The following is a 13,106-nucleotide window of genomic DNA, read 5'->3' on the forward strand; positions in this document are numbered from 1 at the left end:
GATGCCGCACGAGGACGAGACGGGATCGGGCCGCAGCAGGAAGCAACTGCTGCTGCGGCTCGATCCCGCGGTGCACGCGGCCATCGCGAAGTGGGCCGCCGACGATCTGCGCTCGGTGAACGCCCAGATCGAGGTGCTGCTGAGGCGCGCGCTCGCGGAGGCCGGCCGAGACCCGGGGGCGAAGCCGATGCCGCGCCGGGGTCGGCCGAGGAAGACGCCGCCTCCTGAGTGACCGCTCCCCCGCGCGAGCTCACCTCCGCGGCAGCGCGAGCCGGCGGGCGTCGATCCCGGCCGGCAGTTCGGTGTGGGTGATGAGGATCACCGCTCGGTCCGAGGGGACCGCTCCCACGAGGTCGGTGAGCAGCCGATCGGCGAGTTCGCGGTCGACCCCGGCGGTGGGTTCGTCGAGCACGACGATCGGGAAGTCGGCGAGGATGGCCCGCGCGAGCGCGATCCGCTGGGCCTGACCGCCAGAGACGAGCGCGCCGTGCTCCCCCACGGGCGCGTCGAGCCCGCCGCGAGCCCGTGCCCACGGGCCGAGCCCGACCTGGTCGAGCACCGCCATCAGGTCGTCGTCGCTCGCCGTGTCGCGCGCGAACTTGAGGTTCTGACGCAGGTCGGCATCGAAGAGGTGCGGCGTCTGCTCGCAGAGGCCGACGACGCGCCGCACCTGCGCGATCGGCAGTTCGCGGGCTTCGATCCCGCGCAGCCGGTACGAGCCCCGATACTCGAGGAAGCGCACGAGCGCCAGCGCGAGCGTGCTCTTGCCGGCCCCGCTCTCACCGGTCACCACGAGGGTCTGCCCGGCGTTCAGGTCGAAGTCGACACCCGCGACTGCGTCGCTCCCGGCACCCGGGTGGCGCACTGCGAGGTCGCGCACTGAGATGAGCGGGCCGGGGCGACGCGGATGCTCATCGACAGAATCGGGAGTCGGCACGGCGTCGATCGGGATCTCGGGCGGCAGGGCGGCCTCGGTGAGCAGCGCCACGCGATCCGCGCTCGCCCGCACGGCCCGCCGCGCCGCGAGAGCCGCCGGCACCTGCGCGAACACCTCGAAGACCGCGGCGGGCACCACGACGACCGCCGCGAGGAGGGGCGCGCTGAGCACCCCGCCGCCCGCGCCTCCACCGGCCCCGACGCCGTCCCCGAGCCCGGGCATCAGCGCGAGGAGCGTCAGCAGTGAGGCGAGGCCCGCGCCGAGTGAGAGCAATCCCCCGGTCAGTCCCGCGGCGCGCGCTCGGCGCAGCTGCACCCGCGACAGCCTGGCTTCGGCGTCCGCGATCCGCTGCCGCTGCATGCCGGTGGCGCCGAAGGCCGCGAGCACCTCGGCCGAGGCGAAGCGCTCGAGCAGCGCGTCTGTCAGCCCGGCCCGCGCGGCGCTGAGCTCGCGATCCTCGGCGCCGGCGAAGCGCTCGGCGAGGAAGGCGGCGAGTGCTCCCGAGACGAGCAGCGCGCTCGCGAGGATCAGAGCGGCGAGGGGCGAGACGAGCGCGATGACGAGCAGGCTCAGCAGCACGACGACACCGCTCACGATGAGCGGCTGGCGCACGCGCAGCGGCTCGTCCTGCAGCTGGTCGACGTCGTCGACGAACGCCGCGAGCACCTCGCCGCGGCGGTGGGACTCGATCGCCCCCGGGACTCGCGGCACGAGCGCCTCGAACGTCTGCGCGCGCAGCGTCGCGAGCTGGGCGAGGGCGGCATCGTGGCTGAAGAGCCGCTCCGTGTACCGGAACGCCGCGCGGCCGATCGCGAGGGCGCGCACGCCGACCACGGCGAAGGTGAGGTGCAGGATCGGAGGCTGCTCCCCCGAGCGCACGATCAGCCACATGCTGAGCCCCAGCAGGCCGACCACGCACGCGTCGGCGAGCACACCCAGCAGCGTTCCTGGGGCGCGCCGCCGCGCGGAGGGCATCGCCCGGGCGAGCACGGATCCACGGCTCATGACAGCACCCCGGCCTCGACGCGCACGACCCGGTCCACGGCGCCGAGCACGGCCGGTCGGTGGCTGACCACGAGCACGGCGCGACCCGCCTCCGCCTCGAGGCGCAGGGCCCGGCACACGAGCGCCTCGCTCTCGGCGTCGAGCGCGGAGGTCGGCTCGTCGAGCAGCAGAGCGGCGGCGCCGTGTCGCCACGCCCGGTAGAGGCAGCGGGCGATCCCGACGCGCTGGGCCTGACCACCTGAGAGACCGGCTCCTCCTGCGCCGAGCATCGTCTCGGGGTCGATCTCGGGGAGGCCCACCGCGGCGAGAGCCCGGCGCACGAGCCGAGGATCGGCGACGGCCTCGCCGAGCGCGATGTTCTGAGCGACGGAGCCCTGCAGCAGGCCGGGTCGCTGGCCGCTCCAGGCGACCTCGGCGGGGCGCGCGATCCGACCCTCCGAAGGCGCGATGAAGCCGAGCAGCGCGGCGAGCAGCGATGACTTGCCCGCGCCCGACGGGCCGGCGATCCCGACCATCTCCCCCGGCTCCACGGTCAGCGAGACCGGCCCGACGACGGCCCGGCCGCCGCGAACGAGCACCGCCCCGTCGAGCACGACGCGATCCGCGCGCTCCACCCGAGCGGGCGCGCCGGGCGACTCGCGCTCGCGCTCGATCAGCTCGAACACCTGCGCGGATGCCGCGAGCCCCTCGGTCGAGGCATGGAACGCGGCGCCGACCTGTCGGATCGGGATGAACACCTCGGGCAGCAGGAGCAGCACGAACAGGCCGAGAGCGAGCGGGAAGGCGCCGTCGACGAGCCGTGTGCCGACGGTCACCGCGACCAGCGCGATCGAGAACGTGCCCGCGAGGTCGAGCACGAACCCCGAGAGGAACGTGACCCGCAGCACCTTCATAGTGCGCGATCGGTACTCCTCGGTCTCGCGCGCGATGCGGGCGGACTGGCGGCGCTCGCGGCCGAAGATCTTGAGTGTCGCGAGGCCCGAGACGGCGTCGAGGAAGGAGCTGGACAGCCGCTGCAGCTGAGCCCACTGGCGATCCTGCACAGCCTGCGTCGCGAGCCCGATGAGGATCATGAAGACCGGGATCACCGGGAACACGATCAGCACCGTGATCCCGCTGACGGGGTCGGCGAGCAGCACCGCGAGCACGAGCAGCGGCGTGGCGACGGCGGTGAGGATCAGCTGGGGCAGATAGCCCGAGAAGTAGCCGTCGAGGGCATCGAGGCCTCGCCCCAGCACGGTGGCCTGCTCGGCGTCGGACGCGCCGCCCTCCCGGGTCGGCGACCCGGCATCGAGGGCGTCGAGGGCCGCGCCCCGCAACTGCGCCTTCACCTGCACCGCACCGCGCGCGGCGACCGCGTCCATCCCCCACGATGCCGCGGAGCGCACGCACAGCGAGAGGAGCGCGCCGAGCAGCAGCGACGGCAGATGCTCCGCGGGCAGCACCCCCTCCGCGACCCGACCGGCCCCGCCGCCGAGGCCTCCGAGAGCCGGCAGCACCACGATCGCGAGCGCCTGCGCGAGCAGCCAGCTCCAGGCCAGGATCGCGATCGTGCGCACGATCCCCAGCACCGCTCCGACCAGGAGTACGCCGCGGGCGGCACGCGCGTGACGGAGCAGCCTCGGGTCGAGTGGTTTCATCGGGTCAATCCTAGAGGGTGGGCGGATCCGCGCCCGGTGCGGCGGACCGCATGGTCACCGGGCACGGGTCCGCCGCTCAGTGCGCGCCGGCGGGGATCGCCTCGCGGGTGAGGCGCTTGCGGAAGATCCAGTAGGTCCACGCCTGGTACGCGAGCACGAGCGGCAGTGTGAAGCCGGCCACCCAGGTCATGAGCTCGAGCGTCTTCTGCGAGCTCGCGGCTCCCTCGATCGACATCGAGAACGCCGGGTCGATCGTCGAGTACATGAGGTACGGGAAGAGCGCCATGAAGATGGTGAGCAGCGCGAAGGTGATCGCGACGGCGTTACCCGTGAAGGCCCAGCCCTCGCGGCCGACGAGGTTCGCGACGAACCCGCCGATCAGGCCGACCGCGGCGACCGCCGCGCAGACCACGATCAGCCACAGCATCTCGTGATCGAGATGCATGAGGATCGTCCAGAGCAGGAATGCTGCGCCGGCGACGATCGCCGCGATCCCGACCTTCGTCGCGAGCTTCCGGGCCCGCTCGCGCATGTCCCCCAGCGTCTTCAGCGAGATGAAGACGAGACCGTGCGTGAAGCAGATCAGCAGCATCACGATGCCGCCCAGCAGACCGTACGGGTTGAGCAGCGTGAGCAGCGTGCCCTCGTAGATCCAGCCTCCCTGCGGCAGCAGCGAGATCGGCAGCCCCTGCACGAGGTTCGCGAACGCGACGCCCCACAGCAGCGGGGGCAGCACCGAGCCCCAGAAGATGAACTGGTCGAACCAGCGCGTCCACTGCCGCCCCTTGCCCTGGTTCCGGTACTCGAACGAGACGCCGCGCAGGATCAGCGCGACGAGGATCAGCAGCAGGGCGAGGTAGAAGCCCGAGAACATCGTGGCGTACCACTCGGGGAACGCGGCGAAGAGCGCAGCGCCCGCCACGATGAGCCAGGTCTCGTTGAGGTCCCAGACCGGGCCGATCGTGTTGATGATGAGCCGGCGGTCGGTGTCGTCTCGTCCGAGGAAGGGCAGGGACATGCCGACGCCGTAGTCGAAGCCGTCGAGCACGAAGTAGCCGATGAGCAGCACCCCGACGATGAGGAACCAGAGTGTGGTGAGTTCCATGTTTCCGTTCCTTCTCTCAGTAGACCGTGGCCAGCTTCTGCTGGTCGGGCTCGCCCTCGTCGTCGCCGGCGCCGCCGCTCATCTCGATCTCGGGCGGCCCCTCCTTCGCCGCTCGGGTGATCAGCTTGAACTCGAGCACCGCGAGCCCGCCGTACACGAGCGTGAAGACGATGAGCGATACGAGCACGGCCCATCCCGGCACACCGGGCGAGACGGCCTGCTCCGTGGTCATCACCCCGAACACGATCCAGGGCTGACGGCCCATCTCGGTGAAGATCCAGCCGACGAGCGAGGCGAGCATCGGGATCGGCGCGGTCCAGATCGCGACCTTCCAGACCCAGGTCGGCAGTTCAGCGTTCTTGCGGGTGATCCAGAGGCCCACGGCCGAGACCAGCGCGGCGAAGGCGCCGAGGCCGATCATCCAGCGGAAGGCCCAGTAGGTGACCCACACGATCGGCACGAAGCTGCCGTCGCTCGGGCAGGTGAGCGCCGAATCCGCACCGCAGAAGGCCGTCTCGTACTCGGCCTGCAGATCCCGGATCCCCTCGACGGTGCCGTCGAACGTGCCGTTCGAGAGGAAGGACAGCAGATAGGGGATGCGGATCGAGAAGATCTCGTGCGCGCCGTCCGGGGTGCCCCAGCTGAAGATGGAGAACGAGGCGTCGGCGCCGCTCGCGTTGTTGTACAGGGCCTCGGCCGCCGCCATCTTCATCGGCTGCGTCTGCGTCATCACCATGCCGAGTTCGTGGCCGGTGAGACCGACGCCGAGGAAGGCCAGGATATTGGTCCAGGCGCCGAAGCGCAGCGTCGTGCGCATCTCGTCGACGAACTGGCCTCGCTGCAGGTGCCAGGCCGCGACCGCGACCATCACCACGCCCGCGAACATGATCGACGCGAACAGCGTGTGCGGGAACTGGGTGAGCGCGACGGGGTTCAGCAGCACGGAGCCGATGCTGTCGAGCTCGGCGCGACCGCGCTCCTCGTTGATCTCGAAGCCCACGGGGTTCTGCATGAAGGCGTTGGCCGCGAGGATGAAGTAGGCCGAGAGCACCGTGCCGATCCAGACGAACCAGATGGTCAGCACGTGGATCTTCTTCGGCAGCTTGTCCCAGCCGAAGATCCAGAGGCCGATGAAGGTCGCCTCGAAGAAGAAGGCGATGAGGCCCTCCATCGCGAGCGGCGCTCCGAAGATATCGCCCACGAACCGCGAGTAGTTCGACCAGTTCATGCCGAACTGGAACTCCTGCACGATGCCGGTGACCACCCCCATCGCGAAGTTGATGAGGAAGATCTTGCCGAACAGGCGGGTCAGCCGGAGGTACTTCACCTTGCCGGTGCGCACCCAGACGGTCTGCAGGATCGCGACCAGCAGGCTCAGGCCGATCGTGAGCGGCACGAAGATGAAGTGGTACAGCGTCGTGAGCCCGAACTGCCAGCGCGCGAGCGTCAGCGCATCGAAGAATTCGTTCATGTATCGCTCCTGAACGAAGAGGGCGGCCTCACCAAGGCACGCACTCCCTTAGTGAGTTCCGCCACGAGATGTCATTCTCGCCGGAGCTGCCGGTCGGCGACCGGCCACCTCGAATTCTACTCTTTCTGTGAGTTTGCTGCGAGTTTGGCTTGACGTCGAAAGAGTTTTAACTCGACACCGAAAGAGTTTTTGTTCGATGCCGAGTGAGTTTTCTCTCGGCGTCGAGACAGCCCGAACGTCACGCCGACGCGGAGGCGCCGACCCCTAGACTGGATCCGTGACCCCGAACGCCCAGCCCGACAATCGTCCTCGCCTCGCGGCGCGCCTCGAGGACTGGGTGCACAGCCGCCGCTCGCGTCGAGCGGTCGCCCGAGGCAAGGTGCCGTCCGTGATCCCGTACATCGGCTACGGCGGCGACGGCTGGGTGCGCGTGCTCGGGCGGGTGCTCTATCTGAAACCCGAGAGCCGCGAGCACACTCGGTTGCGCCCGGATGTCGCGGCGGTGTCGCGGGTGCGCGGCTGGCGCACCTTCACGAGCCTCAACGTGCCCTATCAGCAGGTGCGGGTCTCGATCGACGGCGACTTCGTCACTGAGATCACCGCCGACCGCGGCGGCGTGATCGACGCCATCGTGCCGGTCTCCCTCACCCCCGGCTGGCACACGATCACCCTGCAGGCCGGCGACAGCGAACCGGCGGACGCGCCGGTCGCGGTGGTCGACCCCGCGGCGAAGCTGGGCGTCATCTCCGACGTCGACGACACGATCCTCATCACCGCCCTGCCGCGCCCGTTCGTCGCCGCCTGGAACAGCTTCGTGCTCGACGAGCACGCGCGATCCGCCACTCCCGGCATGAACGTCATGCTCGACCATCTCGTCGCCGCGAACCCCGGCGCACCCGTGCTCTACCTGTCGACGGGCGCCTGGAACGCGGCCCCCGCGCTCAGCCGCTTCCTCGCTCGCAACCTCTACCCCATGGGCCCGCTGCTGCTCACCGACTGGGGGCCGACGCACGACCGCTGGTTCCGCAGCGGCAAGGAGCACAAGCGCCGCGAGCTGCAGCGCCTCGTGCGGGAGTTCCCGGACACCCGCTGGGTGCTCTTCGGCGATGACGGCCAGCACGATGAGGCGCTGTACCACGAATTCGCCACCGAGCACCCGAGCAGCGTCGCAGCGGTTGCGATCCGGCAGCTCTCGGTGGGCGAGGCCGTGCTCGCGGGCGGCCGTTCGAAGGCCCGCCTGCACCGCAGCACGAGCGGCGTCCCGTGGGTCTACGGCCCGGACGGGGCGACGCTGCGCGAAGAGCTCCACAAACTGGACCTCCTGTGACCGAGCACTCCGCCGCGCGCTGGCGCCGAGCGCCCCGGCAGCTGACCGGCCGCTTCATCGCCGAGCGGCGCACCCCGCTGGTGCAGGTCGTCAAGACGCTCGCCGCGATGGTGCTCGCCTGGTTCACCTGCCTGCTCGTCTTCCCCGAGCAGCTGCCCATCTTCGGGGCGATCGCGGCGCTGCTCGTGGTGCAGGACAACGTCGATCAGTCGCTGAGCAAGGGCATCGAGCGAGTGGTCGGCGTGCTGCTCGGCGTGACCGTCGCGCTCATCACGGGCGAGCTGCTGGGCCAGCACTCCTGGTTGTTCATCGCGGCCCTCGTCGCAGGCCTGGCGCTCGGGTGGGTGCTGCGCATGACCCCGAGCGCCGCCAACCAGATCGTCGTGAGCGCGCTGCTGATGATCGCGCTCGGCGGCCTCGATCTGCTCTACGGCGTGGAGCGCCTCGTCGAGACCCTCATCGGCGCCCTGATCGGCGTCGCGATCAACGCGCTCGTCGCGGCCCCCGTGCGCACGCTGCCCGTGCACGAGGCCATCGTCGCGCTCACCGCCGACGCCGCCGCGTCGCTGCGGCGCATCGCCGACGCCCTCGACGAGCCGCGCGACGACGACTGGCTCGAGCAGATGCACGACGACGCCAGATCGCTGCAGAGCGAGCGCACCCGGGTGCACGGCCTGCTGCGCCAGGCCCGCGAGAGCCTGCGCCTCAACCCTCGCAGCCGCCGCTACCGCCGCGGCCTCGCGGAGGATGACGCGCTCTTCCAGCGCCTGCAGCCGATCGTCACGCAGATCGGGGGCATGTCGCGCGCCGTCTACGACCTGTACGAACCCGATCTCGTGACCGATCCCTCGGTCGTGGGCATGGTCGAGGAGATGCGTCGCGCCGCGCACGACCTCGAACGCCTCGTCTCGCTCACCGGAGACGATTCAGAGGCGGTCGAACCGCCGGCGCTCACGAAGCCCTACACGATCCCGCAGCCGCACCCGGACCACTGGGTGCTCATCGGCTCGCTGATGGAGGATCTGCGCCGGGTGCGGGGCAGGATCGTCGGCGAGCTCGAGTAGCACGCAGCGGACCCGCCCCTCCACGATTCGAGGGGCGGGTCCGCGCTTCGCGTGCGAGACCTACTTCTCGAGCGAGGCCTGGATGTCGAGGGTGACGGTCACGTCGGAGCCGAGCAGCAGGCCGCCCTTCTCGAGCGGCGCGTTCCAGGTGAGGCCGAAGTCCTCGCGCTTCACGACGGTGGTCGCGGTGAAGCCGGCCTTGTAGTTGCCGTAGGCGTCCTCACCGAAGCCGCCGAACTCGAAGTCGAAGGTGACGGGCTTCGTGACGCCGCGCATGGTGAGATCGCCGTCGACCTTGAACTCGCCGTTCTCCTCGCGCACACCGGTGGACACGAAGGTGAGCTGCGGGTACTCCTCGGCCGCGAAGAAGTCGCCCGTGCGCAGGTGCCCGTCGCGGTTCTTCTCGTTGGTGTTGATCGAGGCGACCTCGGCTGTGGCCTCGACGGAGGAGTCGAGCGGGTTCTCCGCCGTCACGAAGGTCGCGTCGAACTGCTCGAACTTGCCCTTCACCTTGCTGATCGCGAGGTGACGGATCGAGAAGCCGACCTCGGAGTGCGTGGGGTCGACCTTCCAGGTGCCGACGCGGTAACCGGGGATCTGATCTGCGGTGATGCTCATGTTGTTGCCTTTCTGCTGTTGGCGCCGCCGCTCGACGGCCTCACAGAACGACAACCGGCCGATCCAGAACTATATTCCCGTGCATATAAATTTTTTTCAGCGCGGGCGTCGCTTCGCGCTCGCCCGGGCTCGCTCGACCGTCTCGTCCACCCCGGCGATCGGCTCGAAGGAGCCGTAGCGGCGGCGCGCCGCCTCGCCGATGAGGAAGTCGCTGAGCGCAGGATTCTTGGGCAGCAGGGAGCCGTGCAGATAGGTGCCGATCACGTTGCCGGTGCGCGCTCCCTCGACTCCGTCGTCGGGATTGTTGCCCGCTCCCTGGGTCACCCGGCCGAGCGGCTGCGAACCCGGCCCCAGTCTCGTGTTGCCGCTGTGGTTCTCGTATCCGATGATCTCGCCGAACTCGTCGGACTCGAGCACGATATTGCCGATCATCCGCACGTCGCCGCCGCGCGTCTCGACGTCGAGCACGCCGATCCCCACGAGCTCCTCGCCCGTGTAGGTCACGAAGCGGTGACCGAAGAGCTGGTACAGGCCGCACACCATGAGCATCGGGGTACCGGCGTCGGCGAGAGCCCGGATCTCGTCGGCGCGCAGCGCGAGATCCCTCGCGACGCGGCCCTGCCCCGAATCCTGACCGCCGCCGCCCACGACGATATCGACGCGCTCGGGCAGCGGGTCCCCGGGGTTCACCTCGACGACCCGGGGCTCGAAGCCCTGAGCGCGCGCCCGCCTGGCGAGCGACAGCACGTTGCCGCGGTCGCCGTAGATGTTCATGTCGCGCGGGTACAGCGACACGATGACGAGCTCGCGCTCGAGCCGGTTCTCGTTCGCGCTCACCAGATGTCCTCCACATCGGTCAGCTCGGCCAGCGCGCGGCGCAGCTCGAGCATGGCGGTATAGGTGCAGTAGATGCGCCGCGGGCGCGAGGCGGCACCCTCGACCAGCGTGCGCTCGCGGAAGGAGACCAGCGCTCGGCCCAGATCTTCCTCCACGGTCCCCACCGGCACGTCGTCATGCTCCAGGCGCAGCGCCATGTCCCAGGCGCGCGTGCCGCTCACCGTATCGACCCCGCCCTCAGCGAGCGACGTGAAATCGACGTCCCACAGCCACGACATGTCGCGGCCGTCGGCGTACTGATCGTTGATCGCGATCATCACGTCGACGCCCGCCGCGTCGAACGAGGCGAGCCCCAGCCTGAAGCCAGCGGGGTTCTTCACGAGTACGAGTTCGAGCGGCTGCCCGTCGAGCTGCAACTGCTCACCGCGCCCGAAGGCCGGGCGCACCTCCGCGAGCGCGGCGATGAGCGCTCCATCGGTGTCGGCGTCGCGGTGACGCGCGGCGTGTCCGGGCAGCGGGCCGGCGTCGAGCGCCAGGCGCACCGTCGCGAGCGCGGCCGCCGCGTTGAAGGTGTTGTAGAGGCCCTCGAGCTTCAGAGAGGTGCGATGGTCCTCTCCCTCGATCCTGAACACGGCCTCGTGGTCGCCGAGTTCGACGAGCGTCACGTCGGCATCGGGCCGCTCGGGAGCCGCCTCGGCGGCTCCCTCGAGCGGAGTCGCGTGGAAGTCGTCGTCGCTCGGGAAGGTGCTGAGCAGCGCGGTGGAGAGGCCGAACTCGCGCACCTCGGGGCGGAGGGCCGGCTGCGGGGACGAGGATCCGGATCCGCCGCCCGATCCCGCCCGCTCCCGCGTGCGCTCGCCGATCGCGGCGACCAGGCGATCCTCGCGATTGACGACGAGGCCCTCGGTCGTCGCGTCCGCGATGCGCTGCAGCAGCTTCGCGGTGGTGTCGATCTCGCCGAAGCGGTCGAGCTGATCCCGCAGCACGTTGAGGAGCAGCGTGAATCGCGGCTTCACCCGGTCGATGAAGTACATGGCGTGAGCCTCGTCGAGCTCGAGCACCGCGATGTCGGCGTCGAGGCGGCCGCCGAGCGAGCACTCCTGGATCGCCGCGGCGACCACGCCCCGCGAGAAGTTCGAACCCGTCTTGTTCGTGAACACGCGCAGGCCCCTGGCCTGCAACATCTCCACGATCATCTTCGTGGTGGTGGTCTTGCCGTTGGTACCGCTCACGGCGATCACCCCGTAGGGCAGGCGGCCGAGCACCCGGCCCATGAACCCGGGATCGAGCTTTTCGACGACCAGGCCGGGCAGCGCGGAACCGCCGCCGCCGCGAAGCTTGGCCACCTGCCGCACCGTCTTGCCGACGACGGCGGAGAGAACATCACGCATGGCTCAAGCCTAGCGGTGCTCGCCCGTCACTCGGCCGCGTGACGACCGCGGGACTCGCCCCGCAACTCGCGGGGCAGCAGCTCGGGTCGCACGCGTCGGGTGCGCTCGATGCGCTGCTCCCGCCGCCAGGCGTCGATCGCTGCGTGGTTGCCACTCAGCAGCACGGAGGGAACCTCGCGGCCGCGCCACTCGGCGGGCTTGGTGTAGCTCGGATACTCGAGCAGCCCGTCCTCCTCGTGCGACTCCTCGACGAGGCTCTCGGGGTTGCCCACGACCCCGGGCAGCAGTCGCGCGATCGCCTCGATCATCGCGATCGCCGCGACCTCTCCCCCGTTGAGCACGTAATCGCCGATGCTGACCAGGCGCACGCGCCCGCGCTCGGCGTACTCGTCGAAGACGCGCTGGTCGATACCCTCGTAGCGACCGCAGCCGAACACGAGGTGCTGCTCCTGCGCGAGTTCGCGCGCCATGCGCTGCGTGAACACCTCGCCGGCCGGCGACGGGAAGATGATGAGCGGGCCGTGCGCCTCGGATCGCGGGGTCTCGGCGGGCTCATCCGGAGACTCGGCGAGGATGCCGTCGAGCATCTCGCCCCAGGGCTCGGGCTTCATCACCATGCCGGCGCCGCCGCCCGTGGGCGTGTCGTCGACCGTGCGGTGCCTGTCGTGCGCCGCATCCCGCAGGTCGTGCACCCGCACATCGATGAGCCCCTTCTGCTTCGCCTTGCCGAGCAGCGACAGCTCGAGCGCGTCGAAGTAGCCGGGGAAGATGGATACGACGTCGATCCTCATGCCGTCGCGCCGTCCGCGTCGCCGGTCTCCGCCTCGGGCGTCGCAGCGAGCTCTTCGAAGAGGCCGGCGGGCGGCGTCACGCGCACCACCCCGGCCTCGACATCGACGAGCGGCACGATCGCTTCGACGAACGGCACGAGCACCGGGCCGTTCTCGGTGTTGACGACGAGCAGATCCTGAGCGGGGAAGTGCTGCACCTCCGCGACCGTGCCGAGCTTGACCGGCCCGCCATCGTCGTCGCGCACGACGTCGAGACCGACCAGCTGGTGGTCGTACCAGGCGTTCTCCTCTTCACCCGCCGCGACGGCCTGCTCGTCGATCCAGAGGATCGCGCGCACGATGCTCTCGGCAGCGGTTCGGTCGGGCACCTCTTGGAAGAAGCCGACCGGGGAGTCGTTGAACCAGCGCAGCTCGCGCATGGTGATGGTGCGGCCGAACCAGGGCGAATCCTCGGGGACCTGCAGGTGGAACACCGCGCCGGGAACGAAGCGCAGTTCGGGATTGTCGGTGAACAGCTCGAGCTTGATGCCGCCCTTGAGGCCGTGAGGTTTGGTGAGGCGTCCGACACGCAAACTCCCCGCCCCGCTTGCGGGACGGGGAGCTCGCACACGCCCGTGAGCGTCAGCCATCAGGCGGCACCCTCCGACTCGACCGCGTCATCGTCGCGGTCGTCCTGGTCGGTATCGATCACGTCGACGCGCACGCGGCCGCCCTCGGCGAGCGCCGAGACGACGGTGCGCAGCGAGGACGCGGTGCGACCGCTGCGTCCGATCACCCGCCCGAGGTCGCTCGGGTGCACACGCACCTCGAGCACATCGCCCCGAGGGGTCTCGCGCGCATCGACGCGCACCCGCTCGGGGTGATCGACGATGCCGCGCACCAGGTGGTCGAGCGCTTCGGCCAGCGCCTGCTCAGCCAAG

Annotated in this window: 13 protein-coding genes; 3 read left to right on the forward strand and 10 right to left on the reverse strand. The window is 70.2% G+C overall.

Annotation, left to right across the window (positions count from 1 at the left end; genetic code table 11):
- Position 1: 1 nt before the first annotated feature.
- Positions 2-232: a hypothetical protein gene (locus KVY00_RS02080; RefSeq protein ID WP_223044105.1), complete on the forward strand. Its 231-nt coding sequence runs from the start codon at positions 2-4 to the stop codon at positions 230-232.
- An 18-nt stretch (positions 233-250) separates the two neighbouring features.
- On the opposite strand, the gene cydC is transcribed toward KVY00_RS02080, so the two are convergent.
- From cydC to KVY00_RS02100, 4 genes are all read right to left on the reverse strand, one after another.
- On the reverse strand, positions 251-1,942 hold the full coding sequence (gene cydC, locus KVY00_RS02085) for a thiol reductant ABC exporter subunit CydC (protein WP_223044106.1): 1,692 nt from the start codon (positions 1,940-1,942) through the stop codon (positions 251-253).
- Complete coding sequence (cydD, locus tag KVY00_RS02090) at positions 1,939-3,582, reverse strand: thiol reductant ABC exporter subunit CydD (protein ID WP_223044107.1); 1,644 nt, start codon at positions 3,580-3,582, stop codon at positions 1,939-1,941. Before cydD ends, cydC begins: the two co-directional genes overlap by 4 nt.
- Positions 3,583-3,658: 76 nt before the next feature.
- Entirely contained in the window at positions 3,659-4,687 is a 1,029-nt protein-coding gene (gene cydB, locus KVY00_RS02095) for a cytochrome d ubiquinol oxidase subunit II (RefSeq protein WP_223044108.1), read from the reverse strand.
- A gap of 16 nt (positions 4,688-4,703) precedes the next feature.
- Positions 4,704-6,158: a cytochrome ubiquinol oxidase subunit I gene (locus KVY00_RS02100; protein WP_223044109.1), complete on the reverse strand. Its 1,455-nt coding sequence runs from the start codon at positions 6,156-6,158 to the stop codon at positions 4,704-4,706.
- Positions 6,159-6,435: 277 nt separating this feature from the next.
- Between KVY00_RS02100 and KVY00_RS02105 the strand changes: the two genes are divergently transcribed.
- Positions 6,436-7,485 (forward strand): App1 family protein, encoded by a 1,050-nt coding sequence (locus KVY00_RS02105; RefSeq protein ID WP_255572715.1) that lies wholly within the window; start codon positions 6,436-6,438, stop codon positions 7,483-7,485.
- The gene (locus KVY00_RS02110; protein WP_223044110.1) at positions 7,482-8,549 is read left to right on the forward strand and encodes an FUSC family protein; all 1,068 of its coding nucleotides are present in this window, start codon (positions 7,482-7,484) and stop codon (positions 8,547-8,549) included. Before KVY00_RS02105 ends, KVY00_RS02110 begins: the two co-directional genes overlap by 4 nt.
- A 60-nt stretch (positions 8,550-8,609) precedes the next feature.
- Here the strand turns inward: KVY00_RS02110 and KVY00_RS02115 are convergent, their stop codons facing one another.
- The 6 genes from KVY00_RS02115 to KVY00_RS02140 form a co-directional block, all read right to left on the reverse strand.
- Entirely contained in the window at positions 8,610-9,167 is a 558-nt protein-coding gene (locus tag KVY00_RS02115; RefSeq protein WP_223044111.1) for a YceI family protein, read from the reverse strand.
- Positions 9,168-9,263: 96 nt separating this feature from the next.
- Positions 9,264-10,004 (reverse strand): type 1 glutamine amidotransferase, encoded by a 741-nt coding sequence (locus KVY00_RS02120; protein WP_255572716.1) that lies wholly within the window; start codon positions 10,002-10,004, stop codon positions 9,264-9,266.
- Positions 10,001-11,395: a Mur ligase family protein gene (locus KVY00_RS02125; protein ID WP_223044112.1), complete on the reverse strand. Its 1,395-nt coding sequence runs from the start codon at positions 11,393-11,395 to the stop codon at positions 10,001-10,003. Before KVY00_RS02125 ends, KVY00_RS02120 begins: the two co-directional genes overlap by 4 nt.
- Positions 11,396-11,421: 26 nt before the next feature.
- Positions 11,422-12,186, reverse strand: a complete 765-nt coding sequence (trmD, locus tag KVY00_RS02130; RefSeq protein WP_223044113.1) for a tRNA (guanosine(37)-N1)-methyltransferase TrmD — start codon at positions 12,184-12,186, stop codon at positions 11,422-11,424.
- Positions 12,183-12,815: a ribosome maturation factor RimM gene (gene rimM, locus KVY00_RS02135; RefSeq protein WP_223044114.1), complete on the reverse strand. Its 633-nt coding sequence runs from the start codon at positions 12,813-12,815 to the stop codon at positions 12,183-12,185. Before rimM ends, trmD begins: the two co-directional genes overlap by 4 nt.
- Complete coding sequence (locus tag KVY00_RS02140; protein WP_223044115.1) at positions 12,815-13,105, reverse strand: RNA-binding protein; 291 nt, start codon at positions 13,103-13,105, stop codon at positions 12,815-12,817. The genes rimM and KVY00_RS02140 overlap by 1 nt, the downstream gene beginning before the upstream one ends.
- Position 13,106 lies beyond the last annotated feature (1 nt).

This window comes from Leucobacter tenebrionis (assembly GCF_019884725.1).
Taxonomy (GTDB): domain Bacteria; phylum Actinomycetota; class Actinomycetes; order Actinomycetales; family Microbacteriaceae; genus Leucobacter; species Leucobacter tenebrionis.

Bases quoted from the DNA above. Each gene is read 5' to 3' on its own strand.
- KVY00_RS02125 (WP_223044112.1), bottom strand. From the start codon at position 11,395: ATGCGTGATGTTCTCTCCGCCGTCGTCGGCAAGACGGTGCGGCAGGTG.
- cydB (WP_223044108.1), bottom strand. From the start codon at position 4,687: ATGGAACTCACCACACTCTGGTTCCTCATCGTCGGGGTGCTGCTCATC.
- KVY00_RS02115 (WP_223044111.1), bottom strand. From the start codon at position 9,167: ATGAGCATCACCGCAGATCAGATCCCCGGTTACCGCGTCGGCACCTGG.
- cydC (WP_223044106.1), bottom strand. From the start codon at position 1,942: ATGAGCCGTGGATCCGTGCTCGCCCGGGCGATGCCCTCCGCGCGGCGG.
- cydD (WP_223044107.1), bottom strand. From the start codon at position 3,582: ATGAAACCACTCGACCCGAGGCTGCTCCGTCACGCGCGTGCCGCCCGC.
- rimM (WP_223044114.1), bottom strand. From the start codon at position 12,815: ATGGCTGACGCTCACGGGCGTGTGCGAGCTCCCCGTCCCGCAAGCGGG.
- trmD (WP_223044113.1), bottom strand. From the start codon at position 12,186: ATGAGGATCGACGTCGTATCCATCTTCCCCGGCTACTTCGACGCGCTC.
- KVY00_RS02080 (WP_223044105.1), top strand. From the start codon at position 2: ATGCCGCACGAGGACGAGACGGGATCGGGCCGCAGCAGGAAGCAACTG.
- KVY00_RS02100 (WP_223044109.1), bottom strand. From the start codon at position 6,158: ATGAACGAATTCTTCGATGCGCTGACGCTCGCGCGCTGGCAGTTCGGG.